This is a genomic window from Acerihabitans sp. TG2, from assembly GCF_035013185.1.
Lineage (GTDB): Bacteria > Pseudomonadota > Gammaproteobacteria > Enterobacterales > Enterobacteriaceae > Acerihabitans.
This window is the reverse complement of record NZ_JAYGJO010000017.1, coordinates 88,164-111,583: the sequence shown is the minus strand read 5'-3', so window position 1 is coordinate 111,583 and position 23,420 is coordinate 88,164. Positions and strand designations below refer to the sequence as shown.

Sequence of the window (23,420 nt, the reverse complement as noted above, 5' to 3'; positions counted from 1 at the left end):
AACTTTCAGGAAAATACGGACCCGGTTCATCAGCGGATGGCGATAGCCGCCGTAGCAACTTCGATTTCCCACCTGTCGACCTCGATCGGGCCTGGCAATGCGTTGCCGAAATGCGTGTCATTGCAGAAAGACACGGCGTATCTGTCAGTCAGATAGCGCTTGCCTGGTTACTGGTCAGGCCATATGTCACCAGCGTCATTATCGGCGTCAAGCGTATCGATCAGCTCGACGACAACCTCGGCGCAGCAGATATCATTCTGACAGCAGAGGAATTGGTGCGACTGGATGCGGTAAGCGCTCTGCCTCCTTATTATCCGGGATGGATGATTGAGCATCAGGACGCCGCTCGCCGCCAGGCATCCTCCAGCCCTCAGAAACTGAATGTGATTAAAACGTTGTAAAAACCCCTATCCCGTTGCTTGCATGTTTGCCTGTAGAACTGCATTGCGCTGGAATAAACCACGTCTAGCAAAAGAGATAAAGAAATGAATAAAGGTTATTTGATCGCGCATGTCACCGTATCGGACGCTGTCACCTACGCCGAATATGCCAAGGCTGCCGGAGAAGCAATGCAGGCGTTCAGTCCTAAGGTTATTGCCTGGTCTGGGCAGTATGAAAACCTTGAGGGAGAATCACATGAACGGCACGTCGTTTTTGAGTTTGCTTCTTTTGCCGAGGCCAAGCGTTTTTATGAGAGTCCTGAATATCAGGCAGCCAGAGTAATACGTGCAGGGGCTGCGACCGGAACTTTTGTGCTGGTTGAAGGAGGAGCTTAATTTTCGGCGTAATGCTTGATAAAAAAGCTAACACTGCCTTGGCTCTAAGGCCTGTCTGATGTCGGACTTTAGTGCTAAATATAATATTCATTTGGGCGTCATATGAATGTTATGAGGGGGCATCCCTCCCATTTTTACTGGCTACTAGGGAGAAAGCCTGAATTAAGCGACGAACTTCTTTTGGGTGGACTAAAAATTTTATTGATGCTTTTGAATCACACAGCCTTTGATACAGTGCGCCAGAATGTCTGCTCTAGCTGCCCATCAAAAAACAAAAAGCCCGCTTCAGTTCCCTGAAACGGGCTTTTCTAGAATCTTGGCTCCTCTGACTGGACTCGAACCAGTGACATACGGATTAACAGTCCGCCGTTCTACCAACTGAACTACAGAGGAATCACTAAGTGGTTCGCATAATAGCGATGCTTTGACCCCATGTCAAAGGGGGATGTGGTTAAAAAAACTGTTTGCTCATAGATTGCGCACCCCCGGTCGAGAATAGACTGCCTTTCCCTCCCTCCGGCACCACCATTCGTTCAACGTTGGTAGTGACACAAAGGAGAGCCGCCCGCCGCTGTGCTCGGCAGCGTGGTACGATCTTCGGGGTACGCCACCCAAGAGCATTTCAGACGATCATCCTGTTTCGACGGACTTATGGAAGTCCGGCTATAAAGAACTCTAGACATCTAAATGGTTGTCCGGTATGTTAATTCGCTAGTTAACCAGTTCATATTGTTGGTGTAAGCGATGACAAAACAGATTCAGATTCTTGATGGGGGAATGGGACGAGAGCTGGCGCGCAACGGTGCGCCATTCCGTCAACCCGAGTGGTCGGCGCTGGCGTTAATCGAGGCGCCGCAGTATGTCCGGCAGGCGCATGATGCCTTTATTCATGCCGGTGCGCAGGTGATCACCGCCAACAGTTATGCCGTGGTGCCTTTTCATATCGGCGAGGCGCGTTTTCAGGCCGATGGTGCGGCGCTGGCGTGGTTGGCCGGTAGCTTGGCCCGCGCGGCGGCCGATGCCAGCCCACATCCGGTATGCGTAGCGGGCTCGTTGCCGCCGGCGCTGGGTTCATACCGTCCCGATCTGTTCGAACCGGTGGCGGCAGGTGCCATTTTACAGGTGCTGATCGACGCATTGAGGGACAGTGTCGATATATGGCTGGCCGAAACGCAAAGTGCAATTGCCGAAGTGCGGCTGGTGGCTGAGTTGCTCAAAGGCGACCGACGTCCGTTATGGTTCTCCTTTACGCTTAACGATGCACTCGATGAACAAGGCCATGCCCGGCTGCGTTCCGGTGAGCGCATTTGCGACGCGGTAACGGCGGCCACCGAGCTGAATGCGGCGGCAGTGCTGTTTAATTGCAGTCCTCCAGAAGTGATGAGTGCGGCGCTGCGTGAAGCGGCGGCGAACTGCACCTTGCCGCTTGGGGTGTATGCCAATGCCTTCGAACCGGCGGATAATAAACGCGGCGCCAATGTCGGTATCAGCGAATTACGCACTGACACCCAGCCACCCAATTATTTGCGCTGGGCACAAGAATGGGTCGGGCAGGGCGCTAGCATCGTGGGCGGCTGTTGCGGCATCGGTCCTGAACATATCGCCGCCCTGGCGGCCGCGTTCCCGCCTGCCGGCTCACTACATCATCCTTTAGGTGTCAGTCATGATTAATCGTCGTTCTTTTATTAAAAGTACGGGGGCCGTTGCTATTACTGCCGCCATGACCTCTCCCTGGTCGTTATCGGCCGCCTTTGCCGCCGAGGCGCCCACGTCCCCTAAAAAGGGCGGGCACTTGATTGTTGGCGTGGATAATGCTTCCACTACCGACCGTCTGGACCCGGCGTTCTGGTTTGAGATCTGGATGTACTTCACCGGCAGCCAGCTGTTTAATGCCTTGGTGGAAATCGACGAGCAGGGCGAGATCGCACCCTCTTTGGCACAGTCCTGGTCCAATGAGAATGGCGGCCGTAAATGGGTGCTAAACATTCGTCAGGGCGTGGAGTTCCACGACGGTCGCAAATTGGGGGCGAAAGACGTGGTCTGGTCGCTGAACCATCATCGCGGCGAAAAATCAACCTCGCCGGTTAAAGGTTACCTGGATCCCGTTACCGCCATCGACGCCACGGGGGCGCACGAAGTCACTATCACGCTGAGCGAACCGAACGTTGAGTTTATTTCACTGCTCAGCGCCGTGCATTTTGTTATTACTGCCGAAAATGAAAGCTTCGACAAAGGCATCGGTACCGGGGCCTTTATTCTGGACAGTTTCCAACCCGGCGTGCGTATGCTGGTGAAACGCAATCCGAATCACTGGAACCCAGCCCGTGGCCATGTGGATTCGGTAGAAACCCTGGCAATGAACGATTCAACCGCCCGGGTGGCGGCGCTGGTCAGTGGTTCGGTTCATATGATTAACCGGGTGAATCCGCGCATTGTCAGCCGGATCGAAAAAATGCCGGCGATTCAGTTGGTCCGTGACAAAGACAGCCAGCTGTTCACGTTACCGGGCCTGTCCAATGTTGCACCGTTCAATACCCTGGATGGGCGTCTGGCGCTGAAATATGCCATTGATCGCCAGCAGATGATTGACACCGTGCTGGGGGGCTATGCTTCGCTGGGCAACGATAATCCGATTTTCCCGTCCAATAAGTACTTTGCCAAGGATATCCCACAGCGTCCTTACGATCCGGATCAGGCACGTTTCCACTGGCAGAAAGCCGGCTTCAACGGTCCGCTGGTGCTCTACGCCGCCGATGCCGGTTTCCCCGGCGCGGTAGATGCGGCCCAACTCTATCAGCAATCGGCCAAAAAAGCGGGTATCCCGCTCAGTGTGGAGCGGGTGCCGGATGACGCATTCTGGAACGATACCTGGTTGAAAAAATCGTTTTGTACCTCCAACTGGACGTCCCGTCCCACGGCGGATTCCCTGCTGTCGTTGGTGTTTACCAGTAAAGCCCCCTGGAATGAATCCGCCTGGCGGGTACCGGCCTTCGACCAGTTGGTGAGCGCAGCACGGGGTGAAACCAACGAAGATAAACGTCGCCAGATATACCATGACATCCAGGTGATGTTGGTGGATCAGGGCAGTGAAATCATCCCGCTGTATGCGGATTCACTCAGTGCCGCCAGCAAAAAAGTCCAGGGTTTTACGTCGGTGCCCGGTCTGCCACTAAGCGCTAACCGCGCCGCCGAGAAAGTTTGGTTGGAAGGGTAATATTCATGTCTTTATCCATAGCAGTTTCTGCTCGCACAGGAGGGCGGTCGCTACTGGCCGCCATGATTTTGCGGCGCTTAGCGGGTGGGTTGCTGATGGTACTTGCGGTCTCGGTACTGATTTTCGCCGGTCTCAATTTGTTGCCCGGCGATACCGCTACGGCGATCCTGGGACAGTCGGCAACGCCTGCGTCGGTGCAGGCGCTCAGGCTGCAACTGGGATTGGACCAGCCTGCGTTGTGGCGCTACCTGCATTGGCTCGGTGGGGTGCTTCAAGGGGATTTTGGCATCAGCCTGACCTCCCGGGATAATATTTCCATCACCTTGTGGGTTCGACTGAAAAACACCTTATTTTTGGCCGGCAGTACGGCGGTGGTGGCGATCCCCCTGGCGTTGACCATTGGTTTTGTTTCGGTACGTTTTCACGGTGGCTGGATTGATAATCTGCTTAACCTGTTTACCCGCACCGCAGTAGCGCTGCCGGAGTTTTTCTCCGGTTATCTGCTGATTCTGATTTTTTCCATGACCCTGGCCTGGTTGCCCAGCAACAGTAATGTACAGGGTGATATGCCGTTGCTAAGCCGGTTGCAGGCCATTGCACTACCCTGTGCGACGCTGGTGCTGGCGGTGCTGGGGCATATGAGCAACATGACGCGCGCGGCATTGTTGAGTGCTCAGCGCAGTAGTTATGTGGATACGGCCATCCTCAAGGGATTATCACCCATGGGGATTCTTTGGCGGCATGTTTTGCCGAATGCCTGGGCGCCAATCATTAACGTTATTGTACTGAATCTGGCTTATCTGATGGTGGGCGTGGTGATCGTTGAAAATGTGTTTGTCTATCCCGGCCTGGGCCAGTATATGGTGGACAGCATTACCAAACGCGATGTTCCGGTCGTGCAGAGCTGTGCCTTGGTGTTGGCGGCAATGTATATTCTGCTCAATCTGTTTGCTGATGTGGTGGCCATGCTGGCAAATCCCCGCTTGCGCCACGGAAAATAATGCGATGCCTGCGATAAAACTTTCTTTGTTACCCGGTATTGCCGGGCTGTTTCTGTTTGTCGGGGTGGCGCTGTTCGCCCCTTGGCTTTCTCCCCATGCACCCGACCAGGTAGTCGGCATGGCGTGGGACACCCCCTCGGCGCTGGCCCGTTTAGGCACAGATAACCTTGGCCGCGACCTGTTGTCCCGTCTTATCTGGGGAACACGTACGTCCCTGGCGGTGACCGGCTTGGCGGCGCTGGTGGCGTTTGTGATTGGCACGACACTGGGATTTATCGCCGGGGTATGCGGTGGTTGGATCGATCAACTTATTTCGCGCATTAACGATATCATCATGGCGATACCCACCCTGATCCTGGCGTTGATTATTCTGGCGATGCTGCCGAAAACCCTGGGGGTCATTATCATGGTGCTCGGACTGCTGGAAGCGACCCGTATTCTGCGCGTTGCCCGTGCGTTGGCGGTCAATATTGCCGCCATGGAGTTTATTGACGTGGCCCGCATGCGTGGGGAACGTTTGGGCTGGATCCTGATGCGGGAGATTTTGCCCAATGCGTTACCGATATTGATTGCCGAATTTGCGCTGCGTTTTATTTTTATTTTGCTGTTTCTTTCGGCCTTATCCTTCCTGGGGCTGGGGGTTCAACCACCCACTGCCGACTGGGGCGGGCTGGCCAGGGATAATAAAGACGGGATCCTGTTTGGCATCTGGGCTGCCCTGATCCCGGGGGCGGCTATTGCCCTGCTGGCTTTGTGCATCAATATGCTGGCGGACTGGCTGGTGGGTAATAATGCCCGCGCCTGGGGAGGTCGCAGCCATGACTAACGGTCACCTTGCCACATCTCAATGTCTGCTGAGTGTTGAACATTTGCACGTTAGTGCCAACGGCAAACCGGCGCGGTTGCTGGTGGATGATATTTCCTTCACGCTTAACACGGGCGAGGTGCTGGGCTTGATCGGTGAGTCCGGTGCGGGGAAATCGACGATTGGTCAGGCCATCCTTGGCCATTGCCGTGACGGTATGACACTGACCGGCGGGCGTATTATGTTCCATGATCAGGATTTGGCGCGTCTGCCAGAGCGTCAACTGCGTCACATTCGTGGCAAACGTATTGCTTATGTGGCGCAGTCCGCCGGTGCTGCTTTTAATCCGGCGCTAACCATTGGTGCTCAGGTGGTGGAAGCGGCCCGCCTGCATGGGGTACTGGACGCGCAGGCAGCCCGGGCCCGGGCGTTGGAACTGTTTCAACGCTTCTCTTTACCGCAGCCGGAACAGTTTTATCAGCGTTATCCCCATCAGGTCTCCGGGGGGCAATTGCAGCGCGCAATGATTGCCATGGCTTTGTGCAGCCGACCCGAGCTGATCATCTTCGATGAGCCGACCACGGCGCTGGATGTGATCACCCAATTGGAGATCCTGCAGGCTATCGCCGAGGTGATTCGTCACGACGGCGTGGCGGCTATCTATATCAGTCATGATCTGGCGGTGGTGGCTCAGTTGGCCGACCACATAATGGTGCTGCGCCATGGCCGTCAGGTTGAGCACAATACCACTCGTCAGATTCTGCATTTTCCCGCCGAGCAGTATACCCGCGATCTGCTGAATGCCGGGCGCAGTGACTGTCGCCCCGGAATTGTGCCGGGAGAGGCCACGACGCTGTTGGCAATCCGCTCACTTAGTGTGCGTTATTCTCATCAGCGGGTGTTGGACGGGGTTTGTCTGAATCTGTCTAAGGGCCGTACCCTGGCGGTGATTGGCGAATCCGGTTCCGGTAAATCGACGCTTGGTAAAGTGATTTGCGGTCTGCTGGCCGCCGAGGAAGGGTCCGTCACCCTTAACGGACTGCCGTTGCCGCCGACGTTACGCCAGCGCAGCCGTCAGCATTTGCAGCGGATCCAGATGATTCATCAAATACCTGACACGGCGCTCAATCCCAAGCTGTTGATTGGCGACCAGTTGAACCGTGCCTTGCAACAATTCACCGGGCTTGATCGGGCTCAGCGCGAACAGCGGGTTCGCGAACTGTTGGGGCAGGTGGGTTTGGAGGTAAGCCTGGCAAAACGTTACCCGCCGACGCTGTCCGGGGGACAGAAACAGCGGGTATGCATTGCCCGTGCCCTGGCGGCGCAGCCGAGCCTGATCGTGTGTGATGAACCCACGTCGGCGCTCGATCCGCTGGTTGCCCGCGAGGTATTGCAATTGCTGCGCCAGTTGCAACAAGATACCGGCGTCTCGTTGCTGTTTATCACCCACGATCTGCAGGTGGTAAAAGAAATTGCCCATGATGTGGCGGTGTTGCGTGCGGGGCGTATTATCCGCCAGGGCAGCGTCGATGACGCGCTGCGCCCGCCGCTGGATGGTTATACTCAATGTTTAATCGATGCGGTACCGGAAATGAGGGAAGACTGGCTGGCACAGGTGATGGCGTAAGGCAACCGCCATCACCTGCAGACGTATCACATCGATACCCAAAAAATCAGCGCCAGCAATTGTGGCGACAGAATGCGCAGGAACATGACCAGCGGATACACCGTGGCATAAGAGAGCGCGGCCGCGCCGCTGGTGCCGTGCAAAGCGTTGGCAAAAGCCAGCGCCGGTGGATCGGTCATCGATCCGGCCAATACGCCGCACAGACTGAGATAATTCATCTTGAACACCACCCGCGCCAGCAGGCCGACGCTAATCAGTGGGATAGCGGTGATCAAGGCGCCATAACCCAACCATGACAGGCCGTCGCCATAAACCAGGGTATGCACAAAATCCCCTCCGGACTTGAGGCCCACTACCGCCAGAAATAACACAATGCCCAGCTCACGCAACGCCAGGTTGGCGCTGGGCGGCATAAACCAGTACAGCTTGCCGATACTGCCGATGCGCCCAAGGATAATCGCCACCACCAGCGGTCCGCCCGCCAATCCCAGGCGCAGTGCGGCGGGCAAACCTGGAACATACAGGGGCAACGATCCCAGCACTACACCCAAACCAATGCCGATAAACACCGGCAGCATATGCACTTGCTGAAGTTTTTGCTGCGCGTTGCCGACCACGGCGGCGACAGCATGAATGGACTCCGGACGGCCGACTAAATTGAGGATATCGCCGAACTGCAGACTGGCATTACTGCTGGCAATCAGTTCCACGCCGGCGCGGTTCAGGCGGGAAACCACGACATCATATTGTTGTTTAAAATGCAGATCGTGAATTTTTTTGCCCAGCACTTTTTCATTGGTGACCACCACCCGTTCCATCCGTAGATCGGTACCCTGCATGGAAAGCGAGGTGTCAACCTGCTGGCCAATCACCAGGCGGGTTTTTTCCAGATCCCGGGGTAAACCCACCAAATGCAGCAGATCGTCGGTCTGAATCACGGTGGTGGGCAGCGGAACCATCAACATGTCGCCGCGTTTCAAGCGCGAGCAGACGATCTCGGTGCTATTTAGCACGGGCACATCCTGCATCGCCAGTCCTTGCAGATTGGCGTTGGTGACCCGGATATTCATGGTTTGCAACTGGCTGCGGTTGGCACCACTGTCAATGTCGTATTGTTTTGCTTCGCGTTCTACATTAATGCCTAAAACAAAACGAATCAGCCACATGCTCAAGAGGATGCCGAAGATGCCAAAGGGATAAGCCATGGCGTAACCCATGCCCATTTGGCTGATCTGGCTGGGGTTGGTGCCCAAATCAGTCAGGATCTGCTGTCCGGCTCCCAGGGCGGGGGTATTGGTGATCGCGCCGGAAAATATGCCCAGTACCACCGGCAGTGGCACATTAAACACTTTATGGATAAGTGCTGTTAGCAGCATACCCAGTACCACTATCAGTATGGCAAACAGGTTAAGTCGCAGACCGGATACACGTAATGACGAGAAAAAGCCCGGGCCCACCTGGATGCCGATAGTATAAACAAACAGGATCAACCCGAATTCCTGGATAAAATGCAGCATATCGCCGTTAAGGCTTAAACCTGCCGTTTTAGCAAAATGTCCGACAATAATGCCGCCGAACAGCACGCCACCAATACCCAGACCCACGCCATAGATGCGCCAGTTACCGATCCACAGTCCTATCACTGCCACCAGTGCCAACATACTGACCGTTAGTGCAATATCACTCATGACCTTATCCCTGGAGAATCATTGCGTTATTTATCGCTATTTTGTCAGAGCTGGCGCGCAGTGAATGGGGTGGTAAACACAAAAAAGCCTATTGTTCTCGCTTTAATCATCCATTCGGGGCATGCGGCATCACTTGACAAAAATATACGTAAGGTAGTTAATTAATGACATGTCAACTAATTGGTTGGAAGCTGTTTATTTATGTCATCATTGCCGTCCTCATCATTATCGCCCGTCTCGCCGCAACGCCAATTTGCCAATCTGATCGCCCAAACCGCCCGTCAATGGCGCCGGGTCATCGATCGTAAACTCCAGCCTTATGGCCTGACCGAAGCAACGTGGGTTCCCCTGCTGTATTTATCTCGCGCTGAAAAACCCATGCTACAAAAAGATCTGGCGGAGGCCATTACCCTGGATGCCTCTTCAGTGGTGCGGCTGTTGGATAATCTGCAGGCGCAGGGACTTATTGAGCGCCACGAAGGCAGCGATCGCCGGGCCAAGGAGATCCGTCTCACCGATCACGGCCAGCAGCGGGTGCAGCAGGTAGAAGGCATAGCACTGGCCGTGCGTAACCAGGTACTGTCTGGCGTGGACGATCACGATATTGAGCAGATGAACGGCTTGCTCACGCAGGTGCTGGCAAGTTTAGCGTTGGTGGAGAAAGATCCGGCATGAGTGGGACAGTGTCTCGTCGCCGACCGTCGCTCAGAGGATTTAGACGTCTTACACCGCGTCGCAAGCGTTGGGTTTTCGTTAGTTTGGTGCTGTTGGTGGTGTTGCTACTGTGGTTTGCCTCATGGGTCCACTGGCGGTTGAACCACGTAACGGAAAATGATGCCCATATCACTGGGGAAGTGATTACGTTATCGAGCCGGGTCGATGGTTGGTTGGTGGCTCGGCCGGTAATGGACGGCGATCGGGTAAAAAAAGGCCAGATTCTGGCGCAAATTGACACTCGCGATGCGCGGTTGCGCTTGGCGGCGATACAGGGCGATCTTGCGGCGGCCAAGGCGCAAATTGCATATACCCAAGCGCAACGCCAAACCGCAGACTTGACTACCGAGGCCGAGTTTGATCAGGCACAAGCGCAGTTGACGGTGGCCGAGTCCACACTCTCTGACGCTGGGCATCAATTGACGTTGGCACAGGCCAATTTTCAACGTGACGACAGTTTGGTTAAAAGTGGTCTGACCCCAAGAAAAACCTGGGATGAGAGCCATACCACGCTGCTGCAACGTCAGGATCAGCAGCGCGAGGCCGGGGCGCAGTTACTGGCCCAGCGGGCGGCGTTGGCTGATGCGCGCGCGCAGCGTGGTCAACTGCAGGTGCTGGACCGTCAGATAGATATGCAGCGCCAACAGGCAGTGGCATTGCAGGCGCAGGTGGATCAAATTACCCAGGAAATCGCCGACCGAACGCTACGCTCACCGGTGGAGGGTGTGGTGGATCGCACATTAGGTAATGTGGGGGACTATATACAGGCCGGTCAGTGGGTCATGATGGTACACGATCCGAAGAATGTCTGGGTCGAAGCCAACGTCAAGGAAACCGCATTGAGTGACCTGGCGGTTGGCCAGCCGGTGGACATCAGCGTGGATGCTTATCCCGGCATGGTGCAACGTGGGCACATTATTCGGGTGGGCAATACCGCGACCAATCAGTTTGCCCTGTTGCCCAGCCCCAACCCCTCCGGCAATTTCACCAAAATCACCCAGCGGGTTCCGGTACGTATCGCCTTTGATGGCAAGGCGGACAACGTCGATCAGTGGCGTAAACCTGGCCTGATGGTTGAGGTAGCCATTGATGTCGCCGATTGAATCACAGGCGGAGCGTTTTGGGCCAGCCTATCGCTGGCTGGCTACCGGAACGGTGATGTTGGGGACTATCGCGACGACGGCCACCGCCACCATTGTTAACGTCGCCATGCGCGATATTATGGGGGCGTTTGGTCTGGGCCAGGATCAGGTGCAATGGCTTTCTACCGCTTTTCTGGCCTCAATGACCGCCACGATGCTTATCACCGCCTGGGCATTGGAACGATTTGGTTACCGGCGCGCCTTTGTTGGCGCGCTGTTGATTTTTATCGCCGGATGTTTGCTGGGTTTTGTCAGCACCAGCGGCCCCGAGGTGATTTTGGCCCGGGTGCTGCAAGGCAGTGCTTCCGGCATTATTCAGCCGTTGGCGATGGTGGTGTTGTCGCAGGTATTCCCACCTTCCCAGCGCGGTAAAGCCATGGGCATTTATGGGGTAGGGGTGGTGCTGGCACCAGCACTCGGCCCCACCGTGGGCGGCTTGATGGTCGATCAGTACGATTGGCGTTACGTTTTCCTGGTGGTCGTGCCATTTTGCATCGCCGGCATGGCGGCGGCGATGATTATTCTGCCTGACCTGGATAAACAGGCTCCCGCACCGCGCCGCAGATTTGATGCCTTGGGGTTCCTGTTATTGATCTGCGCGCTGACCAGCTTGCTCACTGGGCTATCCAACGGCCAGCGCGAAGGCTGGAACTCCTTTTTTATCATCGGCATGTTTACCACCGCCGCGTTGACCAGCGCCGGATTTATTGCGTGGGAACTGATCGCACCACAACCTTTACTTAGCCTACGGGTGTTTACCAATGCCCGCTTTTCCGCAGGTTGTGTGGTGGCGTTTGCGCTGGGCGCCGGTATTTACGGCTCGACCTATATTATTCCGTTATTTGTCCAGACCGTGCAGGGTTACACGCCGACCCGATCCGGCTTATTATTGATGCCATCAGGCCTGGCGCTGGGGCTGATATTTCCTTTTGCCGGACTGCTAAGCGATCGGCTGCCGCCCCATATACCGGTTATCGCCGGCTTGGTCATTTTTGCCTTATCGAGCTGGTTAACCGGTGGGGCGGATGTGGATACGCCGTTCTGGACCATGGCGCTGTGGGTGGTGTTGGGGCGTATCGGTCTGGGGGTGATGCTACCGGCACTCAATGCCGGTGCTTTGCGTGCGCTGCCGGCTTCAACGTTGGCGCAAGGGTCGGGCAGTTTGAATTTTGTCCGGCAACTGGGCGGCGCCTTTGGCGTGAATTTGCTGTCGGTGGTTATCGACAGGCGGACCATTTTTCATGGTGATGCCTTGGCCCAGGCGTTGACGGCGTCGAACGCCATTGCGGCACAATCCATTTCCCGCCTGGCACTGCTTTATTCCCATTGGGGCAATCCGTTCGGCAACCGACTACCGCAAGGGGTTAATCCCGGGTCGATGGCCTATTTGGAATCGATGTTGGTACCCAAAGCGCAGTTGTTCGCTTATCAGGATGGTTTTTATGTGGTGGCGGTGTTTTTTTTTCTGGCTATTATCCCGGCCTGGTTTATGCGCCGCAAGCGTGCGCTCGTCTGATTTAGTGCTATTGTGTTTGATTGGCAGCAGCGTTTTCGGGCGACCACGAAACACCGCCCTAGCTGCCGGGTGATGTTTGAACCGTTGGCGCAGGATATCAGATCGATTTTTGGCAGCGATCACGTTGAGGTGTCGGCATGTTTAACGGAATTTTGATTGAGAAAGATGAACGCGGCTATCGCGCCGGTTGCCAGTCCTTGGACGAGGCACAGTTACCGGCGGGCAACGTGCTGGTGCGCGTCGCCTATTCCACGCTGAACTATAAAGATGGCTTGGCCATCACCGGTAAAGGCCCGGTGGTGCGGTCGTTTCCCATGGTGCCGGGAATCGATCTGGCCGGGATAGTGGAACAAAGCGACTATCCGGCGATTAAACCGGGTGACAGTGTGTTGCTCAATGGCTGGGGCGTGGGCGAAAAGCACTGGGGGGGGTTGGCGCAGAAGGCCCGACTTAATGGCGACTGGCTGATTCCGCTACCTGAGGGGCTGACCCACCGGCAATCCATGGCAATTGGCACTGCCGGTTATACCGCGATGCTGGCTGTTATCGCGCTAGAAAAAAATGGCGTGACGCCGGCGCACGGCAAGGTGTTGGTGACCGGGGCTAATGGCGGTGTCGGCAACTTCGCGGTGGCTTTCCTGACGCGTTTAGGTTTCCAGGTAGAAGCGTCCACCGGTCGTCAGGAAGAGGCCGAACATTTGCGCCAACTGGGCGCTACATCGATTATCGACCGTGGCCTGCTTGATGCGCCGGGACGCCCGTTAGCCAAAGAGCAGTGGGCGGCGGCGATTGATTGCGTCGGCAGCCACACGTTGGCCAATGTATGCGCCGGGTTGCAATATCAGGGCACCGTCGCGGCCTGTGGCCTGGCGCAAGGCATGGATCTGCCGGCCAGCGTCGCGCCATTTATCCTGCGTGGCATTACCCTTGCCGGGGTGGATAGTGTGATGCGGCCACCGCGTGATCGCATTGAGGCTTGGCGGCGCGTTGCGGCGTTGGTAGACGACGAGTTACTGTCCAGTATCAGCCGGGAAATCGGCCTAGATGAGGTTATCGCTACCGCTGCCCGTTTAATGGACGGCAAGGTGCGCGGTCGTATCATCGTCGACGTTAATCGGTAAAACGGTCGCGGCGGGGGCGGTTTCCCCTGCCGCGCACTGCGTGTTTTTATGCACGCCGATATACCGTTGATAGCGGGCAGGTTTGAGTTGGTTGAGATCAACCAGGACCAGACCGTCAATACAGTTGTTGAATTCGGGGTCACTACCGAAGTCAATAAATTGCACCCCACCGTTTTCGCACAGTTCAGAATATTGCTTATACAGAGGGGGGATGCTAAAACCTAAATTGCTTAATAGGCGCTTGAGTTTAAGCAGATCCTCTGCGTAGTTATTGCCGGTAAATTGCGCGAGTACATCCGGTAACGATGCCGGATAAGGCCGTCGTGATGTGGCGAGTGGCGATGAGGGTGCAAAATACAACCGATAAAAGGCGACCAATAAATCTCGTACAGCAAGGGGTAAGCCGCCGGAAATCGACACGGGTCCAAAGAGGTAACGGTATTGCGGATATTTTGCCAAATAGGCGCCAATGCCTAACCACAGATAATCCAACCCACGTTTTCCCCAGTATGCCGGCTGAATAAAACTCCGTCCCAACTCGATGCCCTCGTTGAGAATATCATCCATATCATGTCCATAATGAAACAGACTATGGCTGTAAATACCTTCCATGCCTTTTTGTTTAATGCGCGCGGCGGTGGGAATAAAACGGTATGCCCCGATGATTTGCAGTTCATTAGGGTCCCACAGGACCAGATGATAATAATCATCGTCGAAGCTATCGAGATCACGGCGTCGGCCACTACCTTCACCGACGGCACGAAAAGCAATTTCCCGCAGCCGTCCCAACTCACGTAATATCGGGACATAATCTTCGCCGTGGCGTTGGTACAAATAGATAATTTTGCCATCCGGCGTCTGGCCCAGTATTTCACTGGCGGATAGCGCCCGCTTGAGTACGGCTCGGTCTTCGGCTCGGGCAATGGACGATTCGGTTTGAAATAATCCTTTTTTCTGCAGCCCGATACGGTAGACATGACGACGAAATCGTTCGGCTAACTCGTTGACGCTGGTGTGCCCGTCGTGCCAATTGGCGTAAGGAATACGGGCGCCGATATGTAATTTGAGGCGGTTGCCTCGCTGGTGGAACATTTCACGAACTAATAATAACGAGGACAGCGGGCGGTAAAGCATGGAGCATAAGTAGAACAGCATGCTGTTGTTGCCGCTGATATGAACCGGCAAAATAGGAGCGCGAAATTTGGCCGCCATGCGGATAAATCCAGTATGCCAATGTCCGTCGCGAATACCTTTGGTACTCAGCCTGGATACCTCACCGGCAGGGAATACAATCAATACACCTTGATTTTCGAGGTGATCCTGCATCGTGGTGATCTGAGAACGTCGGGTGCGATTGCCCATATTATCCACCGGGATCATCAAACTACTCAATGATGCCACGTTCGACAGTAGGCGGTTCGCCATCACTTTGACATCAGAACGTACCAGCGAGACTGCGTGTAACAGTGCCAGCCCGTCTAAGGTACCAATAGGGTGGTTGGCAATGACCACCACCGGACCATAACTCGGAATTTGCTCTAAATCGCGTTCGGTAAGTTCGCATTGGAGGTTGAAGTGATCGAGAACCCGTTCCACCATGTCGAGTCCCTTCATGTGGCGATTCTCTTGTGCTAACTGCTGAAACTCCTGCTCATGGAACAACATTTTTAACATGCTTAACTGCCAATGTGTCGTTTTATGCTGGGGGTTAAGACTGGTAAGCACCGCATCCATGTCAAACATAAGAGGTCTCCTCTATTCACGTTAACCTGAACATAAGCAGCTTTCATTACAGTGACATGGCAGCAAAATGACGGTACCGGGAACATGTGGAAATGTGTATGGATTTTACTAATGATTATTTCGCTATACCCGAACCTTATTGTCTTAGGTTGATGGGATAAAATACCGTTGATGTCTCGAGGGGGGAGGAGTAGTGGCCCACACGGCCATTAATATAGTGCTACGCCGCGGGGCACGTTTGCGAGGGACAATCGGGAAAATAAAGGCTGAAACACAAGGTGCCGTCGGCATCGCAACGGGCCGTTGCATGGCCTTGATGCAGCGTCATAATCGCCTGGACAATAGACAAACCTAAACCGGTGGAATTACCGCTACGGGTGCGAGCATTATCGGCCCGGTAAAAACGGTCGAATAATCTGGCCATACTTGGTGGCGGAATGACCGGTCCCTGGTTCGTCACCTCGATAAGCCAACCGCCGGCGGTACGACGGCCGCGCAGGATAATCTGGCTATGTTGATTGGCATATCGGATGGCGTTATCCACTAAATTGCTGAGTGCTCTGCGTAATAGTATGGCATCTGCCCATACTTGACCGTGGCCTTGGCAATCCAATAACAGTTCGCGCTCTTCGGCCAAACCTTCAAAATAGTCCGCTACCTTTGTGAGCTCGGCGTTAAGTGATAACAACGTCGGTGTAATCGCCGAGTGTGCTTCCCCGGCCCGTGCCAGAAACAGGATATTTTCCACCAGGCGTGATATGCGCTCCAGCTCTTCGCTGTTGCGCACCAGTACGCTCTTGTACTCCCGCGCTGGACGCTGTTGATACAGCGCCACTTGGCAATGCCCCATCAGCGCATTGATCGGCGTACGTATTTCATGGGCTAAATCGGCCGAGAATTGACTTAAACGCTGATAACCGTCAGCCAGCCGATCGAGCATCTGGTTAAATGAGCCGATAAGCTGGTGCAGTTCGGGGGGCGCGCCCTGTTCCGATAGCCGGGTGTCAAGCGTATCGGGATGAATGCCACGGGCTTGGGCCGCCATGCGACGCAAGGGCTTGAGACCTTGACGCAACACCAAATATCCCATTACGGCTATGAGTATAAACGCGCCAATCGTCGCCTCGATAATGCGATAACGGTATTGTTCCAACATCCGGGTCTCGTTGAGCATCAGGTGACCGGCGGTAATTTGTATTGTTTCCCGGTCATCATTATCCACCAATGCGCTGACAAAACGGATCGGTATGCCGTCGGGGGTCATCGCCAGGTGGACGGTTGACAGGTTTAGGGGCTGACCCACCGCCACCGGCGTGACGGTGGGCAAGACATAACCGCGTGGATTGACGTTAATTAAAGGGGGTTGCCCGGGCCGCTGGAAAATCAGAATGTCCCACTCGTTGCCCAGCATATTTTCAAATAAGTGTGGGTTTTCACTGAGTCTGGATAAGGGAAACTGATTAGTGAGCAAATTGCGGAAATACTCTACCCGACCGGAGGTGTGTATGCCGGCCTCACGCCGCATGGAATGGGCGATGTCACCGTACAGGTAAAACCCCACGATGCTGACCACGAGTGCCGCAACGGCGGCGAACAGCAGCGCTGAACGGAGTGTCAGTGAAAGCAATGGCATGTGCGGCGCTTTCATTGCCGGGGCTCGCAGACATAACCGATACCGCGTACCGTATGGATCAATTTTAACTCAAATGGACGGTCTACCTTGGCGCGCAGGCGTTTAACCGCGACATCAACCACGTTGGTATCACTATCAAAATTCATATCCCACACTTGGGATGCGATCTGGGTACGGGATAACACCTCCCCTTGGCGCTGAACAAACAGCGCGAGCAGGGCAAACTCTTTGTTGGTGAGTACAATAGCCAGATCTCGCCGGGTCACTTTGCGTCGTAATACATCAATATGCAGATCTGCCAGCCAATAATCATTTTCTTCGCGGGTGACGCCGCGCCGGAGCAGGGTGCGAATACGCAATACCAACTCGGTAAATGAAAAGGGTTTTATCAGATAGTCATCCGCGCCTAATTCGAGGCCATGGATCCGATCCTGCACCCCGTCGCGCGCGGTTAGAAATAATACGGGCACATCGCTTTTTTTACGAATAATTTCCATAAGCTGCCAGCCGTCCAGCCCCGGCAGCATGACATCCAGTACGATCAGAGCATAGGAATGTTCCAGCGCCATAAACAGCCCGTCGGTACCGCTGCGAGCCAAATCCACGCCATAGCCCGCTTCACCCAGTCCTTTGCGCAAATATTCTCCGGTACTGTGATCATCTTCTACTATCAATATACGCATCCACGGGGTCCTCGTCGTTCCACACTTGGCAATCCAGGCCGTTTATCATTAGCCCATGTCAGCCAAGCGGCCAGTGTAGCAGTTCGTCTTCAGTTATTTGATGACAATATTGTCATCAAATGGTCATCTAGGGGAGCGGGTAGGTTTGCCAAGCTAATGATGTTAACCACGATTAAGGGTAGCGCGACATTGTATAGGTGTTGTATCCGGCGCCAAGGCGTTCGGCCAGACTGATAACAGGAGCGAAAATGACCAGACAAAAGATGTTAACAGGTATCTTATTGGGAGCCCTAACGTTGGGTAGTTTTGCGGTGATGGCGGCAGAGGCACCGGTCAAACCAATGGGCATCTTGCGTGGCACCTTAACCGAGATGAGTGGCGATCAGCTACAGGTAACCGATCGAAAAGGGGCGAAACATGAGGTGACAGTGACCAGCAAAACCGGCTTTGTCGCTGTGGCGCAGGGTAAAATAAGCGATATCAAACCCGACAGTTTTATTGGTACTGCGGCGGCGCCTCAGCCGGATGGCACGCTAAAGGCGCTGGAGGTTCATGTGTTTGACCCGGCGCTGCGTGGCTCGGGTGAAGGATTCAGACCCTGGCAAGGTGCCGATGGCAAGGTTGGCACCATGACCAACGGTACGGTGGGGCAGTTGGTGAATGCGAATGGCAGGACGATGACTGTTAAGTATCAAAATGGTGAGAAAAAAGTGGTCGTGCCGGATGATGTGCCAATTGTGACGTTGTCACCTGGAGACAAATCGCTGCTTAAAACGGGTGCCCATGTCATTATATTCCCGGACGCCGGCACCACTAAGCCTGTCGTTGCGGGGCGGATGATTGTCGGCGTCAACGGTACCATACCGCCAATGTAAGCCCATCCGGCTTGAGGTGATATTGCCATCCCGGCCGAGGATACCCACGGGATCTTTGGTCGGTTCACCGAGGCGTGGTATGCCAAGGCGTAGTTTATGCAGGTAGGGTTCACGAAGATGTTGTTCAGATAGCGGTTGTTCACGTAGGTGTCGTTCACGAAGGTCGAGTTTATGGAGGTCTTGTGGGAAAGTCCGCCGGGTTGCCTAACATCCGAATTCATCGCGCGCCGGTGCGGATTATGCACTGGTTAAACGTGCCCATTATCGGTGCGATGTTGATGAGCGGGTGGGGAATTTATAATGCGTCGCCACTGTTTGGCTTCACTTTCCCGCCTGCACTGACGCTCGGAGGCTGGTTAGGTGGGGCGATTGCCTGGCATTTGGCGGTAATGTGGGCCTTGGCGGCCAATGGTCTGCTTTATCTGTTGTGGGGACTGTGCAGCGGCCATTTTCGCCACGATTTTTTACCTGTGACGCCACGTTCGCTGCTGGTGGATACCAAACTTGCTTTGACGCTGCGTTTAACACACCGGCTTGGGCAGTATAACGCGGTGCAAAAGGCGCTTTATCTGTCGGTGTTACTGTGTGGCCTGGTGCTGGTTCTGTCCGGTTTGTCAATCTGGAAACCGGTGCAGCTATCCTATTTGGTGAGGGTATTTGGCGGATTTGATCGGGCACGGTATGTCCATTTTTTCGCCATGTCCGGCATAGGACTGTTTGTCATCGTGCATGTGGCGATGGTGATCATGGTTCCCTCGACCTTGCTGCCCATGATCACTGGATCCGTGAAGCCGAATGCGACGCGTGGACGGCAGGAAATCAATCATGACTGAGTTTAACAAGAATCCCAACGGAGATCACCCGACGTCAGGACGAGCCCAACTTCAACTGGAACCTGCACAGCAAAAGCAGTTGCATCGATTGCAACGCCGTTTACTGTTGCGCTCCGGCCTGACGCTCGGTGCCTTGACCCTGCTGAGTGGTTGCAATATGCAAGACGGCGACCAGGTGGACAAAGTGCTTTGGGCCATGTCCCGTTGGAATGATCGGGTTCAGGGGTGGTTGTTCGGGGGGCAACGGTTGGCGCAGACCTACGCGGCCGATCAGATAACCCATCCGTTTCCATTCAATGCCTTTTACCCAGAAGATAATGTGCCGGAGATTGATTTGTCGAGCTACCGCCTGGACGTCTCTGGCCGGGTTGCCGACAAACAGCCCTGGACTCTGGAGAAACTGCGGGCACTGCCACAACAAAGTCAAATTACCCGACTGATTTGCATTGAAGGCTGGAGCGCCATTGGTCAGTGGAGTGGGGTACCGCTCAGGATCTTTTTACAGCACATAGGCGCAGACCTTCACGCTGCCTTTGTCGGTTTTCGCTGTGCCGATCGCTACTATTCGAGCATTGATATGGCCACCGCGTTGCATCCGCAAACCACGCTGGCGTTGGACTTTAGCGGTAAAACCTTGCCGGATCCTTACGGTTTTCCACTGCGTTTGCGCCTGCCCACCAAGCTGGGTTTTAAAAATGCCAAGCATATTGTCGCCATCTCGGTCAGCAACACCTATCCGGGGGGATATTGGGAAGATCAGGGGTATAATTGGTTCAGCGGTCTTTAACCCGGCACCTTATGGCCCACAAATTTGGTCGCGTCCTTGACGCTTGGCTTGATAAAGCGCGGCATCCGCTTTGGCTATCAATGTTGACGGGGTGTCCTGACTGGCCACCGGTTGTCCGACAAACGCCCCAAGACTCAGAGTGAGGAAACCGGTGGGGCTGCCCTGGTGCAAAATCTGCAACCCTTGTATTTCCTGGTATATCCGTGCGGCGATCGCGCGGGTACTCGCCTCATCTGTCTCGGACAACAAAACGATAAATTCTTCGCTGCCATAGCGCGCCACCAGATCACGCTGACGCAACGGCAGCTCGTTGAGCGTTTTCCCAACCAGTTTCAAACAATCGTCGCCGGCAACATGGCCATATATTTCATTGAATTGCTTAAAATAATCAATATCCAGCAGAATAATCCCCAGTGTCTGTTGGTGCTGTAGTGCGTGGGTCAATTCGTTTGCCAGGGTTAAATCAAAATGTCGACGGTTGTAAAGGTTGGTGAGCCCGTCCGAGTCGGCGAGTCGCTCTAACGAACGGTTGAGCTTACACAGTTCCTGCTGGGCATGAATCAGTTCGATCTCGGCCTGCATTCTGGCGCGCATCTGGCGCATCAACAATAAACTGATCAGAACAATCGTAACCACAAAGATCATCGTCATAATCAGATGGCTGATAGCATCTTTGCGCCAGTCTACCAATGACCGATCAAGGGAGGTCGCGCTGATAATAATCACCGGGAAGTCCTTGAGATGCTGGTAGCTATAAACATTCCATTCTTGATCGTTGTCAGTGGCGCGGGTTACCAGCCCAGAGACGTTTCGACTGATTTCTTGTTTGAACAACGCGGTATCGGCAATGGATGTGCCGATGATTTTTTCATCATAAGGATGGCGATAAAGTAGGGTGCCATTACTGAGCAACAGCATGAATGTTGAGTTATCGCTTATGATGAATTTGGTGTAGAAATGGCGAAAGTGATCGAGGGTCACACTTTCCATCACTACCCCGGCAAAACGACCATCGGGGTCATTTAGGCGGCGGGAAATAGGCAGCACCCTTTTCCCGGTTAAGCGGCTTTTGATCACGCTGCCAATGTGGGCGGTCAACTGCGGATGATCCCGATGGTAGAGGAAAAACGCGCTATCGGCGAAACTCTTATTTTTAGGCAGTCGATCGGTTGCGGCCGCCAGAATGTTGCCCTGAGCGTCGTAGAGAGAAATCGCGTTGATTTGCGGCAAGCTACGGGTTTTTTCTTGCAAGGACTGGTGCAAACCAAGCAGTTGTTCCGGGCCCATTCCAAAACGATTGATGTATCCCGCCAGGTCTGCGAGTGTGGTTGACGCCTGCATAAAGGTATCGTTGGCATGCTGGGACAACGCCTGGGTAAGGTTAAGTGTGCTGACCTGCGAGCGCGCCAGGGCCTGGTGATAAGTCTTCCAGATATGCCACCCGTTGAGGACCAGCATGATTACGATCAGGAGGGTACTGGACGCAACCAGTTTTACCGTTAACGAAAAACGACGACGTTTGAGCGCCGTGGCGTCCCGAGCATTTTGCCGATTAAGGCCGATAAGGCTACTATTTCTCATAAGGGTTATTCGACAGCATCTCTTGGCAATACACCCCATAGATTTCACATTGCAGGCAGGTGAAACTATCCCAACACACTTACGTGGTCAAAAAATTCGGGTCAACGATCCTTGCCAACACCTCAGCAGCGTGAAAGATGAAAATAACATCATGGCTGAACGGCCCACCCACGATGATATGCCGCAAGGCGAATATGTAAAGTATTGACTCTTTACGTTCGTCAGTCAAAAAGACCCGGTCACTATCATGTCATGGTTTACCCGCGTCGCCTAGGTCAATTCCCGGCAACGTTAAGGGTTGTTCTTTTCTTTTTATCGTGAAAAAATAGTTTCATAACGACATTATTTCAATCTTTTGCACAGACGAAAAAAGGTGAATAGAACAGGCTTACTAAAATGGAACCCTTATCGATTGGCCGAAAACTGGATAAAATGGAATCACCCACCGGCAAGAGAATCGGGGTGTTTAGCGTGGCGGGTAAATCGTCCAGTACGGATATATTCTCGCGCGTAATGGTGATCTCATATAAGTCTGGGGTGTTTTTTTGGCGGTAAGTAAAAAAACGGGTGCGATGCAGGTTATACCGTTGGCCGTCTTGGTCAAATGAACCGTTCAGTGCGTAAAATCCCTCGTGACGGTTGGTAAAAAACATCTTGGCCTGCACCGTGTAGGCGAAGCTGCCTGCAGGGGTTGTGCCGCGATGGACCATGACTCCCGAGCACTGGAAACCTGAAAAGGACTGGCCATAATAGGTAATATAGAATAGCCAAAGAGATACCAGGCAGAGGGACACAATGACGATGCTTTTTTTCATTGGTCGCCCCAATTGTAAAAATAAAAATTCTGGCACCCTGATAAAGTGCCTCGAGAGTCTCTGTCGCATTTTGCCAGAAAAGTTCGGCGGTTAATGTGTTCCTTAACTCTGGGGTTAGCTACGGTGGTGCGCGAAAACAGCACAATATTCTGGTCATCGCAGTGATCGATATTGCCGGTCATGGCATGTTGTACGCGCAACGTAAAATCCGCCTGTTCCGATTGAGTTATTGGCCGCAGCGTATAAATATTACAGCTGTCTATTTTGCGGAAAAAAAACAACGGTTGTTTATTATTAATTGTAAAGTAAAAATAAATCATCAGCACAGTGATAATCATGGCAATAACCACTAGACTGTTTATGAATAACGTTGGGACGGAAAAAAAGGTCGCCAACGGCCTGGATGTTGTCTCGTTTATGCCAGCCGCAGGTATTAATGCTACCGTCGGTAGGGGGGCGATTTCTTGTGCGTCATACGGTGAAATAATCAAATGATCGTTTAATTTCAGCCCCCGTTTTGGCAACGTTATTATGGCGGTAGATTCCAGGCCCAAGGATATCAGCGCCTTTCTGATTAAACTTATCTGTTGATTCAAATTTCCGTTCGACGGGTGCAGTCCCTGGCTTTCCCATACTTTTTCAAACAGCGTTGCCCGCGGCACGGTCTCGCCGCCGCCGTGAACCCTGATCAGTTCTTCGAGTACCCGGCCGGCGGTATTGGACAGTTTAATCACCTGGCTCTCGTCGTTCAATAAAGTTAATTGATATTCGACTGTGTTGAACATGACGAGATGATTAATTAAATACACCATCGGTTTCTCCATACTGGCTTCATCAACATACCAATACACCCATTATTCCTACAG

At 53.8% G+C, this 23,420-nt stretch carries 21 protein-coding genes and 1 tRNA gene; 14 read left to right on the top strand and 8 right to left on the bottom strand.

The features are described from left to right. Positions 1–401 (top strand): aldo/keto reductase (locus tag SJI19_RS15640; RefSeq protein WP_323479191.1); only part of this gene is annotated, 401 nt, incomplete at its 5' end. 84 nt (positions 402–485) lie between these two features. Further along, on the top strand, positions 486–776 hold the full coding sequence (locus tag SJI19_RS15635; RefSeq protein WP_323479190.1) for a DUF1330 domain-containing protein: 291 nt from the start codon (positions 486–488) through the stop codon (positions 774–776). Between the two features lie 317 nt (positions 777–1,093). On the opposite strand, the gene SJI19_RS15630 is transcribed toward SJI19_RS15635, so the two are convergent. Further along, positions 1,094–1,169: transfer RNA gene (locus tag SJI19_RS15630), tRNA-Asn, on the bottom strand. A 351-nt stretch (positions 1,170–1,520) separates the two neighbouring features. Here SJI19_RS15630 and SJI19_RS15625 point away from each other — a divergent pair. Genes SJI19_RS15625 through SJI19_RS15605 form a run of 5 tightly spaced genes read left to right on the top strand, consistent with a single transcriptional unit; the run spans position 1,521 to position 7,423 of the window. Further along, on the top strand, positions 1,521–2,447 hold the full coding sequence (locus SJI19_RS15625; RefSeq protein ID WP_323479189.1) for a homocysteine S-methyltransferase family protein: 927 nt from the start codon (positions 1,521–1,523) through the stop codon (positions 2,445–2,447). Beyond that, positions 2,443–3,990 carry an ABC transporter substrate-binding protein gene (locus tag SJI19_RS15620; protein ID WP_323479201.1) on the top strand — a complete coding sequence of 516 codons (1,548 nt, stop codon included), beginning with the start codon at positions 2,443–2,445 and terminating at the stop codon, positions 3,988–3,990. The genes SJI19_RS15625 and SJI19_RS15620 overlap by 5 nt, the downstream gene beginning before the upstream one ends. 5 nt (positions 3,991–3,995) lie before the next feature. Then, positions 3,996–4,991: an ABC transporter permease gene (locus SJI19_RS15615; protein WP_323479188.1), complete on the top strand. Its 996-nt coding sequence runs from the start codon at positions 3,996–3,998 to the stop codon at positions 4,989–4,991. Positions 4,992–4,995: 4 nt separating this feature from the next. Next, positions 4,996–5,817: an ABC transporter permease gene (locus SJI19_RS15610; protein WP_323479187.1), complete on the top strand. Its 822-nt coding sequence runs from the start codon at positions 4,996–4,998 to the stop codon at positions 5,815–5,817. Beyond that, positions 5,810–7,423: an ABC transporter ATP-binding protein gene (locus tag SJI19_RS15605; protein ID WP_323479186.1), complete on the top strand. Its 1,614-nt coding sequence runs from the start codon at positions 5,810–5,812 to the stop codon at positions 7,421–7,423. The genes SJI19_RS15610 and SJI19_RS15605 overlap by 8 nt, the downstream gene beginning before the upstream one ends. 26 nt (positions 7,424–7,449) lie before the next feature. Here the strand turns inward: SJI19_RS15605 and SJI19_RS15600 are convergent, their stop codons facing one another. Next, complete coding sequence (locus SJI19_RS15600; RefSeq protein WP_323479185.1) at positions 7,450–9,111, bottom strand: putative transporter; 1,662 nt, start codon at positions 9,109–9,111, stop codon at positions 7,450–7,452. A gap of 201 nt (positions 9,112–9,312) precedes the next feature. Between SJI19_RS15600 and SJI19_RS15595 the strand changes: the two genes are divergently transcribed. From SJI19_RS15595 to SJI19_RS15580, 4 genes are all read left to right on the top strand, one after another. Next, positions 9,313–9,786, top strand: coding sequence for a MarR family winged helix-turn-helix transcriptional regulator (locus SJI19_RS15595; RefSeq protein WP_323479184.1), 474 nt, complete (start codon positions 9,313–9,315; stop codon positions 9,784–9,786). Next, positions 9,783–10,928: an HlyD family secretion protein gene (locus SJI19_RS15590; protein ID WP_323479183.1), complete on the top strand. Its 1,146-nt coding sequence runs from the start codon at positions 9,783–9,785 to the stop codon at positions 10,926–10,928. Before SJI19_RS15595 ends, SJI19_RS15590 begins: the two co-directional genes overlap by 4 nt. Beyond that, on the top strand, positions 10,915–12,483 hold the full coding sequence (locus SJI19_RS15585; RefSeq protein ID WP_323479182.1) for a DHA2 family efflux MFS transporter permease subunit: 1,569 nt from the start codon (positions 10,915–10,917) through the stop codon (positions 12,481–12,483). The genes SJI19_RS15590 and SJI19_RS15585 overlap by 14 nt, the downstream gene beginning before the upstream one ends. A gap of 137 nt (positions 12,484–12,620) precedes the next feature. Further along, positions 12,621–13,604 carry an MDR family oxidoreductase gene (locus SJI19_RS15580; protein ID WP_323479181.1) on the top strand — a complete coding sequence of 328 codons (984 nt, stop codon included), beginning with the start codon at positions 12,621–12,623 and terminating at the stop codon, positions 13,602–13,604. On the opposite strand, the gene SJI19_RS15575 is transcribed toward SJI19_RS15580, so the two are convergent. The 3 genes from SJI19_RS15575 to SJI19_RS15565 form a co-directional block, all read right to left on the bottom strand. After that, a complete protein-coding gene (locus SJI19_RS15575; RefSeq protein WP_323479180.1) occupies positions 13,554–15,347 on the bottom strand; it encodes a lysophospholipid acyltransferase family protein in 1,794 nt (597 codons plus the stop codon). The two genes, SJI19_RS15580 and SJI19_RS15575, sit on opposite strands and share 51 nt — an antisense overlap. Before the next feature lie 220 nt (positions 15,348–15,567). Further along, a complete protein-coding gene (locus SJI19_RS15570) occupies positions 15,568–16,980 on the bottom strand; it encodes a heavy metal sensor histidine kinase (RefSeq protein WP_323479179.1) in 1,413 nt (470 codons plus the stop codon). A gap of 11 nt (positions 16,981–16,991) precedes the next feature. After that, complete coding sequence (locus tag SJI19_RS15565) at positions 16,992–17,663, bottom strand: heavy metal response regulator transcription factor (RefSeq protein WP_323479178.1); 672 nt, start codon at positions 17,661–17,663, stop codon at positions 16,992–16,994. Positions 17,664–17,911: 248 nt separating this feature from the next. On the opposite strand from SJI19_RS15565, the gene SJI19_RS15560 reads away from it, so the two are divergent. The 3 genes from SJI19_RS15560 to SJI19_RS15550 all read left to right on the top strand — a co-directional run bounded on the left by SJI19_RS15560 (position 17,912) and on the right by SJI19_RS15550 (position 20,158). Next, positions 17,912–18,538: a hypothetical protein gene (locus SJI19_RS15560; RefSeq protein WP_323479177.1), complete on the top strand. Its 627-nt coding sequence runs from the start codon at positions 17,912–17,914 to the stop codon at positions 18,536–18,538. A 200-nt stretch (positions 18,539–18,738) separates the two neighbouring features. After that, positions 18,739–19,371 carry a cytochrome b/b6 domain-containing protein gene (locus SJI19_RS15555; RefSeq protein WP_323479200.1) on the top strand — a complete coding sequence of 211 codons (633 nt, stop codon included), beginning with the start codon at positions 18,739–18,741 and terminating at the stop codon, positions 19,369–19,371. Continuing rightward, positions 19,364–20,158: a molybdopterin-dependent oxidoreductase gene (locus SJI19_RS15550; RefSeq protein ID WP_323479176.1), complete on the top strand. Its 795-nt coding sequence runs from the start codon at positions 19,364–19,366 to the stop codon at positions 20,156–20,158. The genes SJI19_RS15555 and SJI19_RS15550 overlap by 8 nt, the downstream gene beginning before the upstream one ends. Positions 20,159–20,167: 9 nt before the next feature. Here SJI19_RS15550 and SJI19_RS15545 read toward each other — a convergent pair whose 3' ends face one another. The 3 genes from SJI19_RS15545 to SJI19_RS15535 form a co-directional block, all read right to left on the bottom strand. After that, positions 20,168–21,739 carry a sensor domain-containing diguanylate cyclase gene (locus tag SJI19_RS15545; RefSeq protein ID WP_323479175.1) on the bottom strand — a complete coding sequence of 524 codons (1,572 nt, stop codon included), beginning with the start codon at positions 21,737–21,739 and terminating at the stop codon, positions 20,168–20,170. 347 nt (positions 21,740–22,086) lie between these two features. Continuing rightward, entirely contained in the window at positions 22,087–22,554 is a 468-nt protein-coding gene (locus SJI19_RS15540) for a FidL-like protein (protein WP_323479174.1), read from the bottom strand. Next, positions 22,551–23,405, bottom strand: coding sequence for a hypothetical protein (locus SJI19_RS15535; RefSeq protein WP_323479173.1), 855 nt, complete (start codon positions 23,403–23,405; stop codon positions 22,551–22,553). The genes SJI19_RS15540 and SJI19_RS15535 overlap by 4 nt, the downstream gene beginning before the upstream one ends. Between the last annotated feature and the right edge of the window lie 15 nt (positions 23,406–23,420).